Origin of the sequence: Pantoea sp. UBA5923 (assembly GCF_002431095.1) — a bacterium.
Classification (GTDB): domain Bacteria; phylum Pseudomonadota; class Gammaproteobacteria; order Enterobacterales; family Enterobacteriaceae; genus Pantoea; species Pantoea piersonii.
Genome location: NZ_DJDN01000023.1, coordinates 1 through 20,574 on the forward strand (window position 1 = coordinate 1; position 20,574 = coordinate 20,574).

At 57.6% G+C, this 20,574-nt stretch carries 22 protein-coding genes and 2 tRNA genes; 20 read left to right on the forward strand and 4 right to left on the reverse strand.

Annotated features, from left to right (window positions below):
• The 10 genes from B3797_RS05810 to rpoS form a co-directional block, all read left to right on the forward strand.
• A partial coding sequence (locus B3797_RS05810; protein ID WP_311790616.1) for an adenylyl-sulfate kinase occupies positions 1-211 on the forward strand: 211 nt, incomplete at its 5' end.
• Positions 212-266: 55 nt separating this feature from the next.
• On the forward strand, positions 267-587 hold the full coding sequence (locus B3797_RS05815; protein WP_120454428.1) for a DUF3561 family protein: 321 nt from the start codon (positions 267-269) through the stop codon (positions 585-587).
• Positions 588-758: 171 nt separating this feature from the next.
• Positions 759-1,073 (forward strand): cell division protein FtsB, encoded by a 315-nt coding sequence (ftsB, locus tag B3797_RS05820; protein WP_033752087.1) that lies wholly within the window; start codon positions 759-761, stop codon positions 1,071-1,073.
• Positions 1,074-1,076: 3 nt separating this feature from the next.
• Positions 1,077-1,793: a 2-C-methyl-D-erythritol 4-phosphate cytidylyltransferase gene (ispD, locus tag B3797_RS05825; protein ID WP_120454426.1), complete on the forward strand. Its 717-nt coding sequence runs from the start codon at positions 1,077-1,079 to the stop codon at positions 1,791-1,793.
• The gene (ispF, locus tag B3797_RS05830) at positions 1,793-2,275 is read left to right on the forward strand and encodes a 2-C-methyl-D-erythritol 2,4-cyclodiphosphate synthase (RefSeq protein WP_120455109.1); all 483 of its coding nucleotides are present in this window, start codon (positions 1,793-1,795) and stop codon (positions 2,273-2,275) included. The genes ispD and ispF overlap by 1 nt, the downstream gene beginning before the upstream one ends.
• Entirely contained in the window at positions 2,272-3,321 is a 1,050-nt protein-coding gene (gene truD / locus B3797_RS05835) for a tRNA pseudouridine(13) synthase TruD (RefSeq protein WP_311783933.1), read from the forward strand. Before ispF ends, truD begins: the two co-directional genes overlap by 4 nt.
• The gene (gene surE / locus B3797_RS05840) at positions 3,302-4,063 is read left to right on the forward strand and encodes a 5'/3'-nucleotidase SurE (RefSeq protein ID WP_311790617.1); all 762 of its coding nucleotides are present in this window, start codon (positions 3,302-3,304) and stop codon (positions 4,061-4,063) included. Before truD ends, surE begins: the two co-directional genes overlap by 20 nt.
• A complete protein-coding gene (locus B3797_RS05845) occupies positions 4,057-4,683 on the forward strand; it encodes a protein-L-isoaspartate(D-aspartate) O-methyltransferase (protein ID WP_120454297.1) in 627 nt (208 codons plus the stop codon). Before surE ends, B3797_RS05845 begins: the two co-directional genes overlap by 7 nt.
• A 165-nt stretch (positions 4,684-4,848) precedes the next feature.
• Positions 4,849-5,943 carry a murein hydrolase activator NlpD gene (nlpD, locus tag B3797_RS05850; RefSeq protein ID WP_311783935.1) on the forward strand — a complete coding sequence of 365 codons (1,095 nt, stop codon included), beginning with the start codon at positions 4,849-4,851 and terminating at the stop codon, positions 5,941-5,943.
• A 50-nt stretch (positions 5,944-5,993) separates the two neighbouring features.
• Positions 5,994-6,986 (forward strand): RNA polymerase sigma factor RpoS, encoded by a 993-nt coding sequence (gene rpoS / locus B3797_RS05855; protein ID WP_048783701.1) that lies wholly within the window; start codon positions 5,994-5,996, stop codon positions 6,984-6,986.
• Positions 6,987-7,085: 99 nt separating this feature from the next.
• On the opposite strand, the gene mutS is transcribed toward rpoS, so the two are convergent.
• From mutS to B3797_RS05870, 3 genes are all read right to left on the reverse strand, one after another.
• Positions 7,086-9,647: a DNA mismatch repair protein MutS gene (mutS, locus tag B3797_RS05860; protein WP_311790618.1), complete on the reverse strand. Its 2,562-nt coding sequence runs from the start codon at positions 9,645-9,647 to the stop codon at positions 7,086-7,088.
• 370 nt (positions 9,648-10,017) lie between these two features.
• Positions 10,018-10,791 (reverse strand): prepilin peptidase, encoded by a 774-nt coding sequence (locus tag B3797_RS05865; RefSeq protein ID WP_311790619.1) that lies wholly within the window; start codon positions 10,789-10,791, stop codon positions 10,018-10,020.
• A gap of 46 nt (positions 10,792-10,837) precedes the next feature.
• A complete protein-coding gene (locus tag B3797_RS05870; protein WP_311783938.1) occupies positions 10,838-11,062 on the reverse strand; it encodes a hypothetical protein in 225 nt (74 codons plus the stop codon).
• Between the two features lie 20 nt (positions 11,063-11,082).
• Between B3797_RS05870 and mltB the strand changes: the two genes are divergently transcribed.
• Both mltB and B3797_RS05880 read left to right on the forward strand, forming a co-directional pair.
• The gene (gene mltB, locus B3797_RS05875) at positions 11,083-12,165 is read left to right on the forward strand and encodes a lytic murein transglycosylase B (protein WP_120454289.1); all 1,083 of its coding nucleotides are present in this window, start codon (positions 11,083-11,085) and stop codon (positions 12,163-12,165) included.
• A gap of 76 nt (positions 12,166-12,241) precedes the next feature.
• Positions 12,242-12,580 carry a zinc ribbon domain-containing protein YjdM gene (locus tag B3797_RS05880; RefSeq protein ID WP_271152742.1) on the forward strand — a complete coding sequence of 113 codons (339 nt, stop codon included), beginning with the start codon at positions 12,242-12,244 and terminating at the stop codon, positions 12,578-12,580.
• 33 nt (positions 12,581-12,613) lie between these two features.
• Here the strand turns inward: B3797_RS05880 and B3797_RS05885 are convergent, their stop codons facing one another.
• Positions 12,614-13,501 (reverse strand): dihydrodipicolinate synthase family protein, encoded by an 888-nt coding sequence (locus B3797_RS05885; protein WP_311790620.1) that lies wholly within the window; start codon positions 13,499-13,501, stop codon positions 12,614-12,616.
• Positions 13,502-13,643: 142 nt separating this feature from the next.
• Here B3797_RS05885 and tam point away from each other — a divergent pair, with 142 nt between their 5' ends.
• From tam to B3797_RS05925, 8 genes are all read left to right on the forward strand, one after another.
• A complete protein-coding gene (gene tam / locus B3797_RS05890; RefSeq protein WP_311790621.1) occupies positions 13,644-14,417 on the forward strand; it encodes a trans-aconitate 2-methyltransferase in 774 nt (257 codons plus the stop codon).
• Positions 14,418-14,522: 105 nt separating this feature from the next.
• Positions 14,523-15,017: a nicotinamide-nucleotide amidase gene (gene pncC / locus B3797_RS05895; RefSeq protein ID WP_311783941.1), complete on the forward strand. Its 495-nt coding sequence runs from the start codon at positions 14,523-14,525 to the stop codon at positions 15,015-15,017.
• Between the two features lie 95 nt (positions 15,018-15,112).
• Complete coding sequence (gene recA, locus B3797_RS05900; protein WP_311783942.1) at positions 15,113-16,186, forward strand: recombinase RecA; 1,074 nt, start codon at positions 15,113-15,115, stop codon at positions 16,184-16,186.
• A 110-nt stretch (positions 16,187-16,296) separates the two neighbouring features.
• Positions 16,297-16,809 (forward strand): regulatory protein RecX, encoded by a 513-nt coding sequence (locus B3797_RS05905; RefSeq protein WP_271152745.1) that lies wholly within the window; start codon positions 16,297-16,299, stop codon positions 16,807-16,809.
• Positions 16,810-16,945: 136 nt separating this feature from the next.
• Positions 16,946-19,573 (forward strand): alanine--tRNA ligase, encoded by a 2,628-nt coding sequence (alaS, locus tag B3797_RS05910; protein WP_311783943.1) that lies wholly within the window; start codon positions 16,946-16,948, stop codon positions 19,571-19,573.
• Between the two features lie 250 nt (positions 19,574-19,823).
• Positions 19,824-20,009 (forward strand): carbon storage regulator CsrA, encoded by a 186-nt coding sequence (gene csrA, locus B3797_RS05915; protein ID WP_004155916.1) that lies wholly within the window; start codon positions 19,824-19,826, stop codon positions 20,007-20,009.
• Positions 20,010-20,293: 284 nt separating this feature from the next.
• Positions 20,294-20,386: transfer RNA gene (locus B3797_RS05920), tRNA-Ser, on the forward strand.
• Between the two features lie 9 nt (positions 20,387-20,395).
• Positions 20,396-20,472, forward strand: a tRNA-Arg gene (locus tag B3797_RS05925).
• Positions 20,473-20,574 lie beyond the last annotated feature (102 nt).

Here is a 20,574-nt window from a genome sequence, read left to right on the forward strand (position 1 = left end):
CGATACGCCGTTGGCGGTGTGCGAAGCGCGCGATCCCAAGGGTTTGTACAAAAAAGCGCGCGCGGGCGAACTGCGTAATTTTACCGGCATCGACAGCGTTTATGAGGCGCCGGAGCAGCCGGAAATTCGCTTAGCGGGCGAACAATTAGTTACAAAACTGACCGCCCAATTGTTAGATCTGCTGCGGCGCCGCGATATCATCAAATCCTGAACAGACAAGCGGCAAATCGAGGCTGATTTGCCGCCTTCGCGTCAACAGGATCTCTATGCAGAATGTTACTCCCATGCTGGCCCGCAAAGATGAAAGCACCCCGGAAGAGCCGCGCTCGACGCTGCCGGGCGGCATCATCGGCTTCCTCTCCTACTGGTGCGCGCTGGCGATCCCCTTTCTGTTGTACGGCTCCAACACGCTTTTCTTCTTCCTTTATACCTGGCCCTTCTTCCTGGCGCTGCTGCCGGTATCGGTGTTGATCGGTATGATCCTCAGCATGGCGCTGCGCGGTAATCTTCTCTGGACGACGCCTGCCACGGCGGTAGCGGTAGTCTGTCTCTTCTGGCTGCTCTTCTCTTTTTTATCCGGTTGGTAACGCTTCCCGATGTATAAACACGTCGGCAGGTTACAAAACTTTACCTGCCTGCCTTCTCGCCATCCTAATCAGAATTTGCGCAGACAGCCGCGAAAGCGCGCCATTTTCACCGCTGGAGTGGAGTCCTGCATAAAGTTATGGGATGATTGAGCCGTTTTTCAGGGGGCGGGGATGGGAAAACTGACGTTACTGCTACTGGTGCTGCTTGGCTGGCTGCAATATTCGCTATGGCTGGGCAAAAACGGTATTCACGACTATACGCGCGTCAATGACGACGTTGCGGTGCAACAGGCGAACAACGCCAAACTTAAAGCGCGTAACGATCAGCTGTTTGCCGAAATTGACGATCTCAATGGCGGTTCTGAAGCGATCGAAGAACGCGCGCGCAATGAGCTGGGCATGATTAAGCCCGGTGAAACCTTCTATCGTCTGGTGCCGGATCAGAACAAACGCAACGCGCAGGCTGCGCAAAACCAACAACGATAACTCATGAACATGTTCTCTTCCCCTGCGGAGGTGATTGCCGTCGTGCCTGCTGCCGGTATCGGCAGCCGCATGCAGGCGACCTGTCCTAAGCAGTATCTGACTATTGGTCAGCAGACGCTTCTGGAACACAGCATTGCACGTCTGTTTTCCCATCCCGCTATCAAACAGGTTATCGTCGCGCTAAGCCCGGACGACGCGCAGTTCGCGTCGCTGCCGCTGGCGCGCGATCCGCGCGTGTTAAGCGTGACGGGCGGCGACACGCGCGCAGAGTCGGTGCTGGCAGGTCTGCGCGCCGCTCAGGGCGCAAGCTGGGTGCTGGTGCACGACGCGGCGCGTCCTTGCCTGCACGCCGACGACCTTGCGCGTCTGCTGCAGGTTCGCGAAACCAGCCATGTCGGCGGTATTCTGGCGGCGCCGGTGCGCGACACCATGAAGCGCGGCGAGCCGGGCATCGCCGCCGTCGCTCACACCGTGGAGCGCGAGGATCTCTGGCATGCGCTGACGCCGCAGTTTTTCCCACATCAGCTGCTGACTGCCTGTCTGACACGCGCGCTGGCAGAGGGGGCAACCATTACCGACGAAGCCTCTGCGCTCGAATATTGCGGCTATCATCCGCTGCTGGTCAGTGGACGTAGTGATAACATCAAGGTCACCCGGCCGGAAGATCTGGCGCTGGCGGCATTTTATTTAACCCAGATTCAGTTAAAGGAGAGCGCATGATGCGTATCGGTCACGGTTTTGACGTTCACGCTTTTGGCGGCGAAGGTCCGCTGGTGATTGGCGGCGTGCGAATCCCGTTTGAGCAGGGGTTTATCGCCCATTCCGACGGCGACGTGGCGCTGCATGCGCTGACCGACGCGCTGCTTGGGGCGGTGGCGATGGGCGATATCGGCAAGCTGTTTCCCGATACCGATCCCGCCTATAAAGGCGCAGACAGCCGCGGCCTGCTGCGCGAAGCCTGGCGGCGTATCGCAGAGAAGGGCTACCGCATCGGCAACGTCGACGTCACGCTGATCGCTCAGGCGCCGAAAATGCTGCCTCATGTCCCGCAGATGCGCATCAATATCGCCGAAGACCTGGGCTGCCATATGGATCAGGTTAACGTGAAAGCGACCACCACTGAAAAGCTGGGTTTTACCGGACGCGGCGAAGGCATCGCCTGCGAAGCGGTTGCGCTGCTGTTGAAGGCGGATGCGGCATGACGCTGGCGGATCAGGCTTTTTTACACGGCAAGCCGACCGCGCGCGGCGTAATCAAAGCTAACCCGGAAGATTTCGTGGTGGTGGAAGATCTCGGCTACGGCGCCGATGGCGAAGGCGAGCATCTGCTGGTGCGTATCCGCAAAACCGGCGCGAATACCCGCTTCGTGGCGGAAGCGCTGGCGAAGTTCCTCGGCGTGCATCAGCGCGATATGAGCTACGCCGGGATGAAAGATCGTCATGCGGTGACCGAGCAGACGCTCTGTTTCCGTATGCCAGGCAATGCGATGCCCGACCTGAGCGGCTTCACGCTGGAAGGCGTCGAGATCCTTGAGGCGGTGCGCCATAAGCGCAAGCTGCGCATCGGCGCGCTGGCGGGTAACGCCTTCCGTCTTGTGGTGCGCCATATCAGCGACCGTGACGCGGTGGAGTCGCGTCTGGCGCTGATCCGCGACGGCGGCGCGCCAAACTATTTCGGCACGCAGCGCTTTGGACGCGGCGGCAACAACCTGACTATGGCGCAGCAGTGGGCGCAAGGCGAAATCAGCCTGCGCGATCGCAACAAGCGCAGCCTTATCCTCTCTGCGGCGCGCAGCGCGCTGTTTAATCAGGTCACCAGCGCGCGACTGCTGCAACAGGGTTCACTGACGCAGGTGATAGAGGGTGACGCGCTGCAGTTGACCGGGCGCGGCAGCTGGTTTGTCGCTCAGGCCGACGAACTTAGCGAGCTGCAGACGCGCGTCGATAATCATGAACTTCGTATTACCGCGCCGCTGCCGGGACGCGGCGAGCCAGGCCCACACGGCGAAGCGCTCGCCTTTGAGCAGCAATCTCTGGCGGGCGCAGCAGAATTGGTTACACTGCTTGAGCGAGAGCGTGTTGATGCGGCGCGGCGCGCGATGCTGGTGGTGCCGCGCGATCTACGCTGGAGCTGGTGGGACGATGTGACGCTGGAGATGCAGTTCTGGCTGCCGGCAGGCAGTTTCGCCACCAGCGTGATTCGGGAGCTTCTGCAACAGGAAGGTGACGATGCGGATATTGCTGAGTAATGATGACGGGATCCATGCGCCAGGCATACAGACACTGGCAAAGGCGCTGCGACGTATCGCTGAGGTGCAGGTCGTCGCGCCTGACCGCAATCGCAGCGGCGCATCCAACTCCCTGACGCTGGAGACGCCGCTACGCACCTTTACCCATGAGAACGGCGATATCGCGGTGCAGATGGGTACCCCGACCGACTGCGTTTATCTCGGCGTCAACGCGCTGATGCAGCCGCGCCCGGATATTGTGGTTTCAGGCATTAATGCCGGTCCCAATCTGGGCGACGACGTGATCTACTCCGGCACCGTGGCGGCAGCGATGGAAGGGCGTCATCTCGGCCTGCCCGCGCTGGCGGTGTCGCTCAATGGCCTGCAGCATTACGAGACGGCGGCGGCGGTGACCTGCGCGATTCTGCAGGCGCTGACGCGCGAGCCGCTGCGCACCGGGCGTATTCTTAATATCAACGTGCCGGATCTGCCGCTGGATGAGATCAAAGGCATTCGTGTTACGCGCTGCGGCAGCCGCCATCCCGCCGATCAGGTAATCGCGCAGCAGGATCCGCGCGGCAACACGCTTTACTGGATAGGCCCGCCAGGCGAAAAATTCGATGCTGGCCCTGACACCGATTTCGCTGCGGTGGATCAGGGCTACGTCTCTCTGACCGCGCTGCATGTCGACCTGACCGCTCACAGCGCGCAGAATGTACTTATCGACTGGCTGGAGAAGTCGGAGGTCAGTCTCGTATGGTGAACCGGCGTATCGAAGCGCTGCTGGAGCAGCTGCGCCAACAGGGTATCCACGATGAGATCCTGCTAAAGGCGATTGCGGACGTGCCGCGCGAACGTTTTATCGACGAAGCCTTCGAGCATAAAGCCTGGGACAACGTGGCGCTGCCTATCGGTTCCGGCCAGACTATTTCGCAGCCCTATATGGTGGCGCGTATGACCGCGCTGCTGGAGCTGCAGCCCCATTCGCGCGTGCTGGAGATCGGCACCGGTTCGGGCTACCAGACGGCCATTCTGGCGCATCTGGTGGACCATGTTTACTCCGTCGAGCGTATCAAGGGCCTGCAGTGGCAGGCGAAACGCCGTCTTAAACAGCTCGACCTGCATAATGTTTCGACGCGTCACGGCGACGGCTGGCAGGGCTGGCCCGCGCGCGGCCCCTTCGACGCCATTATCGTTACCGCCGCACCGCCGGAAATTCCGACTGCGCTGATTGCGCAGCTGGATGAAGGCGGCATTATGGTGCTGCCGGTGGGGGACGATCAGCAGGTGCTGAAGCGTCTGCGCCGCCAGGGTGGCGATATTGTTGAAGAGTGCATTGAGCCGGTGCGGTTCGTTCCCCTTGTTCAGGGCGATCTCGCCTGAGATTTTCCCTACGTATTTCTTCACAACTGTTTCATAGCACCATCCTTTTGATCTTGTTACTATCCATTTTCATGCGTAATACGCAGGCTTTAATGCGCCTCACAGAGCTTTGTGCTGGTGTGTTAGCAAGACAGCGTTATTCAGGTTTGCCATCACGGGGGAACAATGAGCACGGGAAGCCCAATATTTCAGTTACGCCGCCTTGCGGCGCTTTCTCTGGTTGGATTTTGGCTGGCAGGCTGTAGTTCAGGCGATAACACACAAGCACCCATTAGCCAGGTTGGAGATAACGGCGGCAGCGGCGGCATGCTTAGCCCGTCAGGCGGCGTTCCATCGACCCCGCGCCAGGGCGGAATGATTAATAATTCCGTACCTTCCGCGCCGCGCAGCGGCGCAATGGTTAGCGGAAGTGATGATAATGTTCAGACGCAAAATGGCCGTATCGTATACAACCGCAGTTATCAGAACATTCCGAAAGGTAGTTACGCGGGCGATACCTATACCGTAAAACGCGGCGATACGCTGTTCTACATCGCCTGGATTACCGGCAACGATTTCCGCGATCTGGCGCAGCGCAACAACGTCCCGGCCCCGTACGGCCTGAATGTTGGCCAGACTTTGCAGGTTGGCAACGGTGCTGGCCAGCCGATTACAGGCGGCAATGCGATTACCGCAGCGGACGCAACTCAGGGTGGCGTCCCGACCGCGCCGCAAATTAAACCAGCGCCTGTTGCACAGCAACCAGTTATTACGTATTCTGATGATTCGGGTAACTCGACTGGTAGCAAATTGTTGCCGTCGAAAGGGACAAATGTTGCAACGACAACAGTTCCCCCCGTGGTTGCCGCACCGCCCACGGTTAGCAGTACAACGAACAGTTCGACGCCGGTTGGAAGCTGGCGTTGGCCGACCGATGGGAAGATTATCGATAACTTCTCTGCCTCTGAAGGGGGGAATAAAGGAATCGATATCGCTGGTTCGCGTGGACAGCCTGTCGTCGCTACCGCATCAGGAAGAGTAGTGTACGCAGGCAACGCGCTCCGGGGTTACGGTAACCTGATCATCATTAAGCACAATGATGATTATCTGAGTGCCTACGCCCACAACGATACAATGCTGGTCCGGGAACAACAGGAAGTTAAGGCGGGGCAAAAAATCGCTACCATGGGTAGCACCGGAACCAGTTCAGTTAGATTACATTTTGAAATTCGTTACAAGGGGAAATCCGTAAACCCGTTGCGTTATTTGCCGCAGCGATAAACCGGCAGAACCCTGCTGTTCTGCCCTGGGATCACGGGTAGGAGCCGCTTATGAGCCAGAATACGCTGAAAGTAAACGAGTTACATGAAGATGCGGAATTCGAGGAGAACGGAGCTGAGGTTTTTGATGAGAAGGCTCTTGTTGAAAACGAACCCAGTGATAACGACGTAGCGGAAGAAGAGTTGTTGTCACAGGGTGCGACGCAGCGCGTTTTGGATGCGACGCAGCTCTATCTCGGGGAGATTGGCTATTCCCCGCTGTTGACGGCAGAGGAAGAGGTTTTCTTCGCTCGCCGCGCATTACGAGGCGATATTCCTTCTCGTCGCCGCATGATTGAAAGTAACTTACGACTGGTGGTGAAGATTGCCCGCCGCTACAGCAATCGTGGTCTTGCGCTGCTTGACCTGATTGAAGAGGGTAATCTCGGTTTAATCCGTGCGGTTGAGAAGTTTGACCCAGAGCGTGGGTTCCGTTTCTCAACTTATGCCACCTGGTGGATTCGTCAGACGATTGAACGGGCGATCATGAATCAAACCCGTACCATCCGTCTGCCGATTCACATTGTTAAAGAGCTGAACGTTTATCTGCGCACCGCGCGTGAACTCTCCCACAAGCTCGACCATGAGCCGAGTGCGGAAGAGATTGCGGAGCAGCTGGATAAGCCAGTTGATGACGTCAGCCGTATGCTGCGTCTCAATGAACGCATCACCTCGGTTGATACGCCGCTGGGCGGTGATTCCGAAAAAGCGCTGCTGGACATTCTGGCCGATGAGAAAGACAACGGTCCGGAAGACACCACGCAGGATGACGATATGAAGCAGAGTATCGTTAAGTGGTTGTTCGAACTGAACGCCAAGCAGCGTGAAGTGCTGGCGCGTCGTTTCGGCCTGCTGGGCTATGAAGCGGCAACGCTTGAGGATGTGGGCCGTGAAATCGGTCTGACCCGCGAGCGTGTACGCCAGATTCAGGTTGAAGGCCTGCGTCGTCTGCGTGAAATTCTGCAGGCGCAGGGTCTGAACATTGAAGCACTGTTTCGTGAGTAACTGACAAAGTTGTAAGTACAAAAAGCGGTGGCGAAAGCCACCGCTTTTTTTTGGCCGCGAGGCGGGCGGCAGAACCAGAAAGGCCTGCCGCCGGCGCGGTTACACCAGCGATTTGAGGCGGTAGATCCACTCCAGCGCCTGACGCGGCGTCAGCGTATCGGGATCCAGCGCCTCAAGCGCTTCGACGGCAGGTGAGGTTTCTTCCACCAGCAGCGGCAGCTGCGAGCCGTCAATGGTCGAAGAGGCCGAGTTGTTTGACAGGGTTTCCAGCTCCTTCAGCTTATTGCGCGCGCGCTTGATGACCTCTTTTGGCACGCCCGCCAGCGCCGCTACCGCCAGTCCATAGCTTTTACTGGCTGCGCCTTCCTGCACGCTGTGCATAAAGGCGATGGTGTCGCCATGCTCCACGGCGTCGAGGTGGACATTAAATACGCCTTCCATTTTCTCCGGGAGCGTGGTCAGTTCAAAGTAGTGCGTAGCGAACAGCGTCATCGCCTTGATGCGGTTCGCCAGGCTCTCCGCGCAGGCCCAGGCCAGCGACAGACCGTCATAGGTTGAGGTGCCGCGTCCAATTTCATCCATCAGCACCAGGCTATGTTCGGTGGCGTTGTGCAGAATGTTGGCGGTTTCTGTCATCTCCACCATAAAGGTCGAGCGGCCCGAAGCGAGATCGTCCGCCGCGCCGATACGGGTAAAGATGCGATCCAGCGGGCCGGCCATCACCTCTTCCGCCGGCACAAAGCTGCCAATCCAGGTCATCAGCGCGATGAGAGCCGCCTGACGCATATAGGTGCTCTTACCACCCATATTGGGACCGGTAATGATCAGCATGCGGCGCTGCGGCGCCAGCGACAGCGGGTTGGCGATAAAGGGCTCTTTCAATACCTGTTCAACAACCGGATGACGACCGCCGGTAATTTTGAGGCCGGGCTTCTCCTGCAGAGCAGGGCGACAGTAGTTTAGCGTCCAGGCGCGCTCCGCCAGATTGCTCAATACGTCCAGTTCGGCGAGCGCGGCGGCGCTGAGCTGCAGCGCTTCCAGGTGGGGCAGTAACTGATCGAACAGCGACTCGTAGAGGCTTTTCTCCAGCGCCAGCGCCTTCCCTTTCGAAGTGAGCACCTTATCTTCGTACTCTTTAAGCTCAGGAATGATATAGCGCTCTGCGTTTTTCAGCGTCTGGCGGCGCACGTAGTGAATAGGCACATGGTCGCTCTGGCCGCGGCTGACCTGAATGTAGTAGCCATGAACGGCGTTAAAGCCGACCTTCAGCGTATCGAGGCCGAGCTTTTCGCGTTCGCGGATCTCCAGCCTGTCCAGATAGTCGCTGGCACCGTCTGCCAGCGCGCGCCACTCATCCAGCTCCGCGTTGTAACCCGGCGCGATAACGCCGCCATCGCGAATAAGCACCGGCGGCGCCTCAATAATCGCCGCCTCAAGCAGCTCACGCAGCTCGGTGAATTCGCCCATTCGCTCGCGCAGACGAATCAGCGCCGTAGATTCTACGTCAGCCAGTAAGGCGTTTAGCTCTGGCAACTGCTGAAAAGCGTGGCGCATACGGGCCAAATCGCGCGGTCGCGCCGTACGCAGCGCCAGACGCGCCAGAATACGTTCCAGATCGCCAACCTGGCGCAGCACCGGCTGTAGCGAATCGCACAGCGGCTGGAGTTCAGCGATGGCGTCCTGACGCTGGTTAATTACCTGCGCATCGCGCAGCGGCATATGGAGCCAGCGCTTGAGCATGCGGCTGCCCATCGGCGTTACGGTTCGGTCCAGCACCGCCGCCAGCGTGTTCTCCGTACCGCCCGCAAGGTTCTGCGTGATCTCCAGATTGCGACGCGTGGCGGCGTCCATAATGATGCTGTCCTGCTGCCGCTCCATGCTGAGCGAGCGGATATGCGGCAGGCTGGTGCGCTGCGTATCCTTGACGTACTGCAGCAGGCAACCTGCGGCGCGCAGCGCCTGATGCGCCTGCTCAACGCCGAATCCGTTCAGATCGCGCGTGCCGAACTGCATGTTCAGCTGCTGGCGCGCGGTATCGATCTCAAACTCCCACAGCGGGCGACGGCGCAGACCGCGACGTTGCTCAATCAGCGACATTGCCTGGAGGTCTTCCGGATAAAGCAGTTCGGCTGGATTGGTGCGCTGTAGCTCAGCGGCCATGGTTTCGGCGTCCGCCGGTTCGCTCAGGCGAAAACGGCCGGAACTGATATCGAGCGTGGCGTAACCAAACCCTTGTGGGCTCTGCACAATGGCGGCGAGCAAATTATCGTGACGCTCCTGCAGCAGCGCTTCGTCGCTGATGGTGCCCGGCGTGACGATTCGCACGACTTTGCGTTCAACCGGCCCTTTGCTCAGCGCCGGATCGCCGATCTGCTCGCAGATCGCGACGGATTCGCCCAGCTGCACCAGCTTCGCCAGATAACTCTCTACCGCATGGTAGGGCACGCCAGCCATCGGGATGGGTTCTCCCGCCGACGCGCCGCGTTTAGTGAGCGAAATCTCCAGCAGCTGCGATGCGCGTTTAGCGTCGTCGTAGAAAAGCTCGTAGAAATCGCCCATGCGGTAAAACAGCAGGATGTCAGGGTGTTCCGCCTTCAGGCGCAGATATTGCTGCATCATCGGGGTATGAGCGGTGATGTCCTTATCGACTGATTTGTTCATAAATAATTAGCTCTTAAATCATTCGGTTATTGGGCAAGCCTTGCATCGGACTGCGTGTTCTGGCGTATGTAAAGGGATAAACCCTTTCTAAAACAGAGAGGATGCGCGGGATCTTGCGGCCCTGGCTGTGAGATAAGCTGCGTCTGAAAGCCATTATGAAAAGTTGCATCCTGAACATCAAGGCTGCCGCTTTTCCACCGCCTGTCCGGGCGATGCCCGACCAGCCCGAATCCGGGCGCCCGTTACCAGCGACGGGCCAAAACAGGTTATCGCGCGTGACGTTATCAGGCCGCGGCGCAAAAGCCTAACGGAATCCTGCCTGACGAGCAGCCTGTGCGAGGCGCTACGCAAAAAGCAGCCAGCCACAGCGTCACTTCAGGCTGTAGAGCAGTAGCGCTTCACCCGCCAGCGCCAGACAGGGGCCAAAAGGCAACGGCAGATGCAATGGACGGCGCATAAACAGGCGCGCCAGCGTGACTGCGATTAAGCCGGTACTGGAGGCGATCAGCAGCAACAGAGGAAGCGGCCGCCAGCCCAGCCAGGCGCCGAGCGCCGCCAGCAGTTTAACATCGCCGCCGCCCAGCGCCTCCTGATGGTGCAATACGCGCCAGAGCCAGGCCAGCAGCCGGAACAGCAGATATCCGCCAGCCGCACCGAAGATAGCCTCTGTCGGGCCGACCTGCGGCAGAATGCCCGATGCCTGAAACAGCAGCCCGAGCCAGAGCAGCGGCAGAGTCAGCGCATCCGGCAGCAGTTGATAACGCAGGTCGATCAGCGACAACGCCAGCATAAAACCGCTCATAACCAGCGCCGCCAGCAGCGCGCCGTTCCACGGCAGCCACAGAACAAGCAGCAGGCTTATCGCCAGAGCGGCAAACTCGGTCGCAGGATAGCGCCAGGAGATCGGCAGGCGACAGTGACGACAGCGTCCGCGCAGCCGCAGCCAGCCAAGCAGAGGGAGGCAGTCGCCTACGCGGACGCGCGCTTTACAGCGCGGGCAGTGAGAGCGGGGCAGCAGTAGCGAAAAGCCCGGCTGGGGGCGCAGCACCATCAGCGGCAGGCGGTAAATCACGACGTTAAGAAAGCTGCCGACGCAGAGCGCCAGCACGCCCAGCAGCAGCCAGTAAAAGAGATTATCGCTCATCGGTAGTTATTCCTCTTCCTTGATGCGCCGCACTTGAGTCAGCTGCTCAAAGGGCACAGCCCGATCGCACTTTATCCTTGTCTTTCATCATTGTGTTGAACAGATCGCTGTTTTCAGGCGACTTTGCGAGAGGCTCCTCAGCCAGCAGTGCGCCATTACTGCTTTTTGCCGATGCTTCCTGCGCCGGTTCGCAATTTTTCTCTGGCGCTATTTTTACGTTTCGCCCTGTCCATTCGGTGAGTGAATGTTTACCATAATTCGTTACCTTCACTGCATGCTTATGGATATCAAATGCGTTTTAAGATCAGCTTATTTCCGCTTATTGCCCTACTTGCCGCCTGCAGCAGTAAACCTGAATCCGCGACGCAGGCCGCAACGCTGGCCGCGCCGAAAGGGGGCTTTCTGCTTGAACAGTCCCACGCCGTACAGCCTGTGCTGGGCGACTTTGCCGGGAATCCGGCCGCCGAACAGTTTATCGACCAGATGGTGAAGAAGCATGGCTTCGACCGCCAGCAGCTGCATGCCGTTATCGGCCAGGCCAAAAGGCTGGATTACGTGTTGCGTCTGATGGATCGCCAGGCGCCCGCCTATACGCCCCCAGCCGGGCCTAACGGCGCGTGGATCCGCTATCGCAAGCAGTTCATTACGCCGGACAACGTACAAAACGGCGTCGCCTTCTGGAACCAGTATCAGGATGCCTTAACGCGCGCTCAGCAGGTGTATGGCGTGCCGCCGGAGATTATCGTCGGCATTATCGGCGTAGAGACGCGCTGGGGGCGCGTAATGGGGAAAACGCGTATTCTGGATGCGCTCGCCACGCTCTCGTTTAACTATCCGCGCCGCGCCAGCTACTTCAGCAGCGAACTGGAAACCTTCCTGCTGATGGCACGCAACGAAGAGGACGATCCGCTCGATCTGAAAGGATCGTTCGCCGGCGCGATGGGCTACGGCCAGTTTATGCCTTCTTCTTATCAGCAGTATGCCGTGGATTTTAACGGCGACGGGCACGTCAATCTGTGGGATCCGGTAGACGCCATCGGCAGCGTCGCGCACTACTTTAAAGAGCATGGCTGGCGCAGCGGGGAGGGCGTAGCTGTTCCGGCCAGCGGTCAGGCGCCGCTGCTGGAGAACGGTTTCAAAACCAGCTATACGCCGCAAATGCTGGCGGCATCTGGCCTCTCTCCGCAGGGTTCTCTGGACGGTAATAACCAGGTCAGCCTGCTGCGCCTGGATATGGGCACCAGCTACCAGTACTGGTACGGCTTGCCTAACTTCTACGTTATTACCCGCTACAACCACAGCACCCACTATGCGATGGCGGTATGGCAACTGGGCGAGGCGGTCAGCAAAGCGCGCAGCGGCGCCATGTTCTGACAGTTGTCCTTAGCAACAGTAAGGGGATATGATGGCGCCCCTCAGCGTCATCATATCTGTTGTTTCAGGAGCCGTTATGCAATCACTTCCCGCGTGTCCCCTTTGTCAGGCTGATTACAGCTGGCAGGATGGCGACAATCTTAACTGTCCCGCCTGCGGTCATATCTGGTCGCTGAACGAAGGTGAAAGCAACGTGGACCGCCTGGTGGTGCGCGACGCCAACGGCAATCTGCTTGAGGATGGCGACACGGTGACCGTCGTTAAAGATCTCAAAGTGAAGGGCAGCTCCTCCACGCTGAAAATCGGCACGCGCGTTAAGGGGATCCGTCTGGTGGAAGGCGATCATAATATCGACTGCAAGATCGAAGGCTTCGGCCCGATGAAGCTAAAGTCGGAGTTTGTCAAACGCGGATAAAACAAGCGGGCGCGCTGCACCCGCATCCATCTCTTATTCAAACAGCCGGTCGAGCGCCTCGCACTGTTCAGCGCTAAGCGCGCTGCCATAATTGCGCGACTGGCTGGTCATAGAATCAAAACGGCGCGACACCGCGGTTTTGATAGTCGTGACAAAATCCTCTCCGATGGCGTAAATCGCCATCATCCTGCCGATACGCTGCTGAATGGTCGCCAGCGCCGCCAGATCCTGCTCGCGCCACGCCGCCATTGCCGCTGCGAACAACTCCGGCACGATATTGTTCAGGCCTGAAATTACGCCCGCCCCGCCAGCCAGCAGGTTTGGCACCAGATATTCGTCATAGCCCGAAAGAACGGCGAAATCGTCGCGTACCTTTTTGGTCTCCTCAATCAGCGCGCGGTTGTGCGACAGGGAGTCAACCGTATCTTTTATGCCGATAAAGCCAGGCAACTCTGCCGCCAGCTCGCTGACAAGCGCCGGGCTGAGATCGCAGCCGGTGCGCGCCGGAAAATTGTAGGCGAACCATTTACCGCCGATGCGCTTATCCAGCTCGCGGAAATAGCTCAGTAGCTGACGTGAGGTTTGCCCATAGTAATAGGGCGGCAGCACCATCACTGCGTCAAAATTGTTTTTCCATGCCGCCTCGGCCAGCTCCAGCATATCCGGTACGCAGGTGCTGGAGATATTGGCGACCATGCTGAGCGGCGAGAGCTGGCGCGCTTCACGAATAAGCAGCAAACGTTCCTGCTGCGTCAGGGAGGCAAATTCGCCAATGCTGCCCATCAGCAGTAAGGTATTAATGCCTGACGTGTTCAGTCGGGCGAAGTGGCAACCCAGCGCATCAATATCTGGCTGCCCTTGTTGCGTAAAAGGCGTAACGGAGGGGCACCATACGCCGGAAAATGCGGGTTGCGAGATCATAAACGCTCCTGAATGTGAAAAATGAAACGTTGTTTTAAATTAATGCGCAGCGTGACCGCTTGCCACCGCGGCGCGCAAAATTGGGCAACGCATCGCATTTTTCCGCTTCGGACACGCTTTTGAGCTAACGCAGAGGTCAAATATGCAGGACTGGAATCCTCAACTCTATCGGCAATTCGAATCTGAAAGAACGCGACCTGCGCAGGAACTGCTGGCGCGCATACCCGTTACCGATGTGCGCGTCGCCACGGATCTCGGATGCGGCCCGGGCAACAGCACTGAGCTGCTGGCGCGCGCCTGGCCTGACGCGCAGATTTACGGGCTGGACAGTTCAGAGGCGATGCTGGCGCAGGCGCGTGAAAGGCTGCCTGGCTGCACGTTTTTCAAAGAGGATATCCGGCGCTGGCGGGCGACAGAGCCGCAGCAGGTGATTTATGCCAATGCCTCGCTGCAGTGGCTTGACGAGCACGACAGGCTATTGCCGCATCTGGCGAGTCAGCTGGATAGCGGCGGCGCGCTGGCGATACAGATGCCGGATAACCTGCAGGAGCCTACGCATCGCCTGATGCGTGAAATCGCCGCGTGCGATCCCTGGCGTCAGCGTATCGGCGAGGTGGAGCGTAAAAAGTTGCTTAGCGGCGAGCGCTATTACGATCTTCTGGCACAGGCGGGCTGCGTGGTGGATCTCTGGCGCACCACCTACTACCACATCATGGCGGACGCGCAGGCGATCGTCGACTGGCTGAAAGCGACCGGGCTGCGGCCGTTTCTCAATGCGCTTGAGCCTGACGAGCAGCCGCGCTTTCTGGAACAGTATCGTCAGGCGCTGCAGCAGGCTTATATGCCACGCGCCGACGGTCGCATTTTGCTGGCTTTCCCACGTCTTTTTATCGTAGCGGTGAAAAAGGCGTCGTAACGCTGAGAGATGATGCGCAAAGGCGGCAGGCTTTATGCCGGATGGGTTGAAAATGCTCCGCTTCTGCACCATGTTCTCTTTACTGAGCAGAAAGGATGAGATGCTATGAATGACCTGGAATTACAGCGTCTGAGCGCGGCAGTCGGCGAGCGTCTCAAGGCGAAAAGCGCGACGGTTACCTGCGCTGAATCCTGTACGGGCGGCTGGATCGCTAAGGTGTTTACCGATATCAGCGGCAGCTCCGCCTGGTTTGAACGCGGTTTCGTTACTTACAGCAACGGCGCCAAGCAGGAGCTGGTGGGCGTCTCAGCGGCTTCGCTTGCGCAGTATGGCGCGGTGAGCGAGGCTGTAGTGCGCGAGATGGCGCAGGGCGCGCAGCATGCCGCGCAGGCGGACTATGCGGTGTCGGTCAGCGGCATTGCCGGGCCGGACGGCGGCAGCGCGGGAAAACCGGTCGGCACCGTGTGGTTCGGCTTCGCTGCGCCGGATGGTGTAGTGACCGCTAAACGCCAGCAATTTCAAGGGGATCGCGAGGCGGTGCGTCGTCAGTCCGTGGCGTTCGCGCTGCAGACATTACAGGACGATTTTTTGGCAAATTAAGCTTGATACTGTATGACTATACAGTATAATTAGCAGCAACAGAAAGCGAGCAGGCATTTGTAGCGTGCTTACCCCCGTATGAGTCAGGAGTAGAAATGGCAATTGACGAAAACAAACAGAAGGCTTTAGCTGCTGCGCTGGGCCAGATTGAAAAGCAATTCGGTAAAGGCTCCATCATGCGTCTGGGTGAAGACCGCTCAATGGACGTAGAAACTATTTCTACCGGTTCGCTTTCACTGGATATCGCGCTGGGCGCCGGCGGTTTGCCGATGGGCCGTATCGTCGAGATTTATGGACCGGAATCTTCCGGTAAAACCACCCTGACGCTGCAGGTTATTGCCGCAGCGCAGCGCAAAGGCAAAACCTGTGCCTTTATCGATGCTGAACACGCGCTGGATCCGGTTTACGCGAAAAAGCTCGGCGTTGACATCGACAATCTGCTCTGTTCACAGCCCGATACCGGCGAGCAGGCGCTGGAGATTTGTGACGCGCTGGCGCGTTCAGGCGCAGTAGACGTTATCATCGTCGACTCCGTAGCGGCGCTGACGCCGAAAGCGGAAATCGAAGGTGAAATCGGCGACTCTCATATGGGTCTTGCGGCGCGTATGATGAGCCAGGCGATGCGTAAGCTGGCGGGTAACCTGAAGCAGTCCAACACGCTGCTGATCTTTATCAACCAGATCCGTATGAAAATTGGCGTGATGTTTGGTAACCCGGAAACCACTACCGGTGGTAACGCGCTGAAGTTCTACGCTTCCGTTCGTCTTGATATCCGCCGTATCGGCGCGATTAAAGAGGGCGACGAAGTGGTTGGTAGCGAAACCCGCGTTAAAGTGGTGAAGAACAAAATCGCCGCGCCGTTTAAGCAGGCTGAGTTCCAGATCATGTACGGCGAAGGCATCAACACCTTCGGTGAGCTGGTAGACCTGGGCGTGAAGTACAAGCTGGTCGAAAAAGCCGGTGCATGGTACAGCTATAACGGCGACAAGATTGGTCAGGGTAAAGCGAACGCCACCAATTTCCTTAAGGAAAACCCGGCAATCGCTAACGAGCTGGATGTGAAACTGCGCGATATGCTGCTGAACAGCGCAGCAGCAGAAGCGGGTGCTGCTGAAGCGCCAGCAGACGCGCTGGAAGATGCAGCCAGCGAGACGAACGAAGACTTCTAACCCTGTGCGGGAGTGGGCAACCACTCCCGTTTTTCGTTTTAGCAACCCTCTCTTTCTTTCCTCTCCGTTCTGCCGCCATAATTCCCTTCTGATTGAGCAAGGTGAGTCCTATGTCTGAACAACCGCAACCCAGGGAAATCCCTTTTCCACGTCTGCTCGATCGCGCTATGCGCATTCTGGCGCAGCGCGATCACAGTGAAGCGGAGCTGCGCAGAAAACTACAGCAGTCAGTGCAGCGCGCGGCCTTTATCCAGCAGAGTGAACCGGAAATCATCACCGACGCGCAGCTGGATAAGGTAATCGGCTGGTGTCAGGAAAATGGCTGGCTCAATGAGGCACGCTTTACCGAACGTTTTATCCAGAGCCGCAGCCGTAAAGGATATGGCCCGCAGCGCATCCGCCTGGAGCTGGGACAGAAAGGCGTGGCGCGCCCTGAAATTGATATCGCCATGGAAGCCTGTGAAATTGACTGGAGCGCCTGCGCCGCGCAGCTGGCGGAGCGCAAATTTGGCCTCCCTTTGCCAACAGAGTGGAAGGCCAAAGCGAAAGTTCAGCGTTATTTGCAGTCAAAAGGCTTTTTCATGGAGGATATTCAGGCCGTTTTCAGAAATTTTGACGACTGAAAGCCGCGCGGGGTTTTACTTCCCTGTGAAGAAAATTTATCTTATTCCCACTTTTTTGTTCCACTGAACGGAAAGCTGCGCGGATGCGGCTTGTCTGACAGAACGGAACTTTCGTTAGCGTGATTCCAGGATATATATGAGCAAGAGCACTGCTGAGATCCGTCAAGCGTTTCTCGACTTTTTCCATAGCAAGGGACATCAGGTTGTAGCCAGCAGCTCCCTCGTACCGAATAACGACCCGACGCTGCTGTTCACCAACGCCGGTATGGTCCAGTTTAAGGATGTCTTCCTCGGCCAGGACAAGCGCGACTATTCGCGTGCGACCACGTCGCAGCGCTGCGTGCGCGCCGGTGGCAAGCACAACGATCTGGAAAACGTCGGCTATACCGCACGTCACCACACTTTCTTTGAAATGCTGGGCAACTTCAGCTTCGGCGACTATTTCAAGAAAGAGGCGATTGCTTATGCCTGGGAACTGCTGACGGGAGAAACCTGGTTCGCTCTGCCGAAAGAGCGTCTGTGGGTTACCGTCTATGAAACTGATGACGAAGCCTACGACATCTGGGCCAATGATATCGGCGTTCCGCGCGAGCGCATTATTCGTATTGGTGACAACAAAGGCAGCGCTTACGCCTCTGACAACTTCTGGCAGATGGGCGATACCGGCCCTTGTGGCCCCTGCAGCGAAATTTTCTACGATCATGGCGATCATATCTGGGGCGGCCCGCCGGGAAGCCCGGAAGAAGATGGCGATCGCTATATAGAGATCTGGAATATCGTCTTTATGCAGTTCAACCGTCAGCCGGACGGCACTATGCTGCCGCTGCCGAAGCCGTCGGTTGATACCGGCATGGGACTGGAGCGTATCTCCGCTGTGCTGCAGCACGTCAATTCCAACTATGAAATTGATCTGTTCGCAAAACTGATCAAAGCGGTAGCGGAAGTGACCGGCGCGACCGATCTCAGCAATAAATCGCTGCGCGTTATCGCCGACCATATCCGCTCTTGCGCCTTCCTGATCGCCGACGGCGTTATTCCGTCTAACGAAAACCGTGGTTACGTGCTGCGCCGCATCATTCGTCGCGCGGTTCGTCACGGCAATATGCTGGGTGCGAAAGAGGCATTCTTCTACAAGCTGGTTGCGCCACTGGTTGAGGTGATGGGCGCCGCGGGCGAAGATCTGAAGCGTCAGCAGAGCCAGGTAGAAAACGTACTCAAGACCGAAGAAGAGCAGTTCGCTAAAACACTGGAGCGTGGATTGACGCTGCTGGACGACGAGCTGGCGAAACTGCAGGGCGATACGCTGGATGGCGAGACCGTTTTCCGTCTTTACGATACCTTTGGCTTCCCGGTTGACCTGACGGCCGACGTCTGCCGTGAGCGTAACCTGAAAATTGACGAAGCGGGCTTTGAAAAAGCCATGGAACAGCAGCGCCAGCGCGCACGCGAGGCGAGCGGTTTCGGCGCTGACTACAGCAACGTCATCAGTATCGACGCGGCTTCAGCGTTTAAAGGCTATGACCAGCTTGACCTGACGGCTACCGTTAAGGCGATCTACGTTGACGGCGTCGCGGTAGAAGAGGTTGCTGCGGGACAGGAAGCGGTCGTGGTGCTGGACGAAACGCCATTTTACGGTGAATCTGGCGGCCAGGTAGGCGATACGGGCCTGCTGAAAGGGAAGAATGCTGAATTTAACGTTCAGGATACACAAAAATATGGTCAGGCTATTGGCCATATCGGTAAGCTGACGGCTGGTCATCTGCGTATCAGCGATCGCGTTGAGGCGCAGGTTGATGAAGCGCGCCGCGCGCGCATTCGTCTGAACCACTCCGCAACGCATCTGCTGCACGCTGCGCTGCGTCAGGTTCTTGGCGAACATGTGGCGCAGAAAGGCTCTCTGGTCAACGATAAATACCTGCGTTTCGACTTCTCACATTTCGAAGCGATGAAACCGCAGGAAATTCATCAGGTCGAAGAGATCGTCAACGCGCAGATTCGTCGCAATCTGCTGGTTGAAACCGACGTGATGGATATTGACGCGGCCAAAGGCAAGGGCGCGATGGCGCTGTTCGGCGAGAAATACGATCAGCGCGTGCGCGTGCTGACCATGGGTGATTTCTCTATCGAGCTGTGCGGCGGCACGCACGCAGCGCGTACTGGCGATATCGGCCTGTTCCGCATTCTGAGCGAGTCCGGTACTGCCGCAGGCGTACGTCGTATCGAAGCTGTAACCGGTGAGGGTGCACTGGCGCAGGTTTATGCGCAGAGCAGCCAGCTAAATGAGATCGCTCAGCTGGTGAAAGCCAACAGCAGCAATCTGAATGACAAAGTGCGCGGTCTGGTCGATCACGTACGTGCGCTGGAGAAAGAGCTGCAGCAGCTGCGCGATCAGCAGGCTGCGCTTGAAAGCGCTTCGCTGAGCAGCAAGGCGATCGACATCAAGGGCGCGAAGCTGCTGGTAAGCGAGCTGAGCAACGTTGAGCCGAAAATGTTGCGCACCATGGTTGACGATCTGAAGAACCAGCTGGGTTCGGCGGTGATTGTGCTGGCGACCGTAGCGGAAGGAAAAGTGTCGTTAATCGCGGGCGTGACTAAAGATTTGACTGACCGTGTAAAAGCGGGCGAGCTGGTGGGCGAGCTGGCGCAGCAGGTCGGCGGTAAAGGCGGCGGGCGTCCAGATATGGCGCAGGCTGGCGGTACCGATGCGCAGGCGCTGAAAGGCGCGCTGGCGGGCGTTGAAAGCTGGGTCAACAGTCGCCTGTAACAAACTAGAACAATGCATCGTGAAAAGCGCCAGGGACTGAAGTTCCGGCGCTTTTTAATACGATGTGCATCAGGTAATGACAAAGTCAGGTCGATGTAGTGTATTTCGGCTAAACTAACTATCAGCGGAATGTATTGGCGTAGCGACGTACATTGGTGTATTTGTCATAGTCAATGTTCAGCGTTAAATGATGGATAATGCCGGGAGCCCGAACAGAGCCCGACTCTTTTAATCTTTCAAGGAGCAAAGAATGCTTATTCTAACTCGTCGAGTTGGTGAAACCCTCATGATTGGCGATGAGGTGACTGTAACGGTGCTGGGAGTGAAAGGTAACCAGGTTCGTATCGGTGTGAACGCGCCAAAAGAGGTCTCAGTGCATCGCGAAGAGATTTATCAGCGCATTCAGGCCGAAAAAACTCAGCAAACGAGTTACTAACGGATTCAGCGCCTCGCAGTTTTTTGCGAGGCGCGACCGCTTTCCCACACGTCTTCTCTTTTTTCCCGCTTCGTTTCTTCTGATTATTTTCCCGCTTGCCTGCTTTTACTGTTGATAAATCACTCTTTTTGTCGGCAAATTGCCCCAATTGAGCGTCATTTGTGCAAACGATCAGGCGGTGGGAAAAATTGTTTGACTTATAAATGCGGGAAAGTAATATGTGCGCCACGCAGTGCCGATGAGCGGAAACAAAGTTCAGAAGCACGGTTCGCAAGAACGCGTAAGGTGAGGTGGCCGAGAGGCTGAAGGCGCTCCCCTGCTAAGGGAGTATGCGGTCAAAAGCTGCATCCGGGGTTCGAATCCCCGCCTCACCGCCATTTTCCGATGCATCCGTAGCTCAGCTGGATAGAGTACTCGGCTACGAACCGAGCGGTCGGAGGTTCGAATCCTCCCGGATGCACCATCTGGAAAATGCGAAAGTAAGTGAAAGAGTCGTTCCTTTCTCGGTGAGTTGTTAGCACCCTGCGTTGTACAAGAATTATTTATGCATCCGTAGCTCAGCTGG

Coding starts and splice junctions, on each gene's coding strand:
- B3797_RS05815 (WP_120454428.1), top strand. CDS start 267: ATGCAGAATGTTACTCCCATGCTGGCCCGCAAAGATGAAAGCACCCCG.
- pncC (WP_311783941.1), top strand. CDS start 14,523: ATGAATGACCTGGAATTACAGCGTCTGAGCGCGGCAGTCGGCGAGCGT.
- ispF (WP_120455109.1), top strand. CDS start 1,793: ATGCGTATCGGTCACGGTTTTGACGTTCACGCTTTTGGCGGCGAAGGT.
- B3797_RS05865 (WP_311790619.1), bottom strand. CDS start 10,791: ATGAGCGATAATCTCTTTTACTGGCTGCTGCTGGGCGTGCTGGCGCTC.
- ftsB (WP_033752087.1), top strand. CDS start 759: ATGGGAAAACTGACGTTACTGCTACTGGTGCTGCTTGGCTGGCTGCAA.
- ispD (WP_120454426.1), top strand. CDS start 1,077: ATGAACATGTTCTCTTCCCCTGCGGAGGTGATTGCCGTCGTGCCTGCT.
- B3797_RS05905 (WP_271152745.1), top strand. CDS start 16,297: ATGTCTGAACAACCGCAACCCAGGGAAATCCCTTTTCCACGTCTGCTC.
- rpoS (WP_048783701.1), top strand. CDS start 5,994: ATGAGCCAGAATACGCTGAAAGTAAACGAGTTACATGAAGATGCGGAA.
- csrA (WP_004155916.1), top strand. CDS start 19,824: ATGCTTATTCTAACTCGTCGAGTTGGTGAAACCCTCATGATTGGCGAT.
- nlpD (WP_311783935.1), top strand. CDS start 4,849: ATGAGCACGGGAAGCCCAATATTTCAGTTACGCCGCCTTGCGGCGCTT.
- mltB (WP_120454289.1), top strand. CDS start 11,083: ATGCGTTTTAAGATCAGCTTATTTCCGCTTATTGCCCTACTTGCCGCC.
- recA (WP_311783942.1), top strand. CDS start 15,113: ATGGCAATTGACGAAAACAAACAGAAGGCTTTAGCTGCTGCGCTGGGC.
- surE (WP_311790617.1), top strand. CDS start 3,302: ATGCGGATATTGCTGAGTAATGATGACGGGATCCATGCGCCAGGCATA.
- truD (WP_311783933.1), top strand. CDS start 2,272: ATGACGCTGGCGGATCAGGCTTTTTTACACGGCAAGCCGACCGCGCGC.
- B3797_RS05880 (WP_271152742.1), top strand. CDS start 12,242: ATGCAATCACTTCCCGCGTGTCCCCTTTGTCAGGCTGATTACAGCTGG.
- alaS (WP_311783943.1), top strand. CDS start 16,946: ATGAGCAAGAGCACTGCTGAGATCCGTCAAGCGTTTCTCGACTTTTTC.
- tam (WP_311790621.1), top strand. CDS start 13,644: ATGCAGGACTGGAATCCTCAACTCTATCGGCAATTCGAATCTGAAAGA.
- mutS (WP_311790618.1), bottom strand. CDS start 9,647: ATGAACAAATCAGTCGATAAGGACATCACCGCTCATACCCCGATGATG.
- B3797_RS05845 (WP_120454297.1), top strand. CDS start 4,057: ATGGTGAACCGGCGTATCGAAGCGCTGCTGGAGCAGCTGCGCCAACAG.
- B3797_RS05885 (WP_311790620.1), bottom strand. CDS start 13,501: ATGATCTCGCAACCCGCATTTTCCGGCGTATGGTGCCCCTCCGTTACG.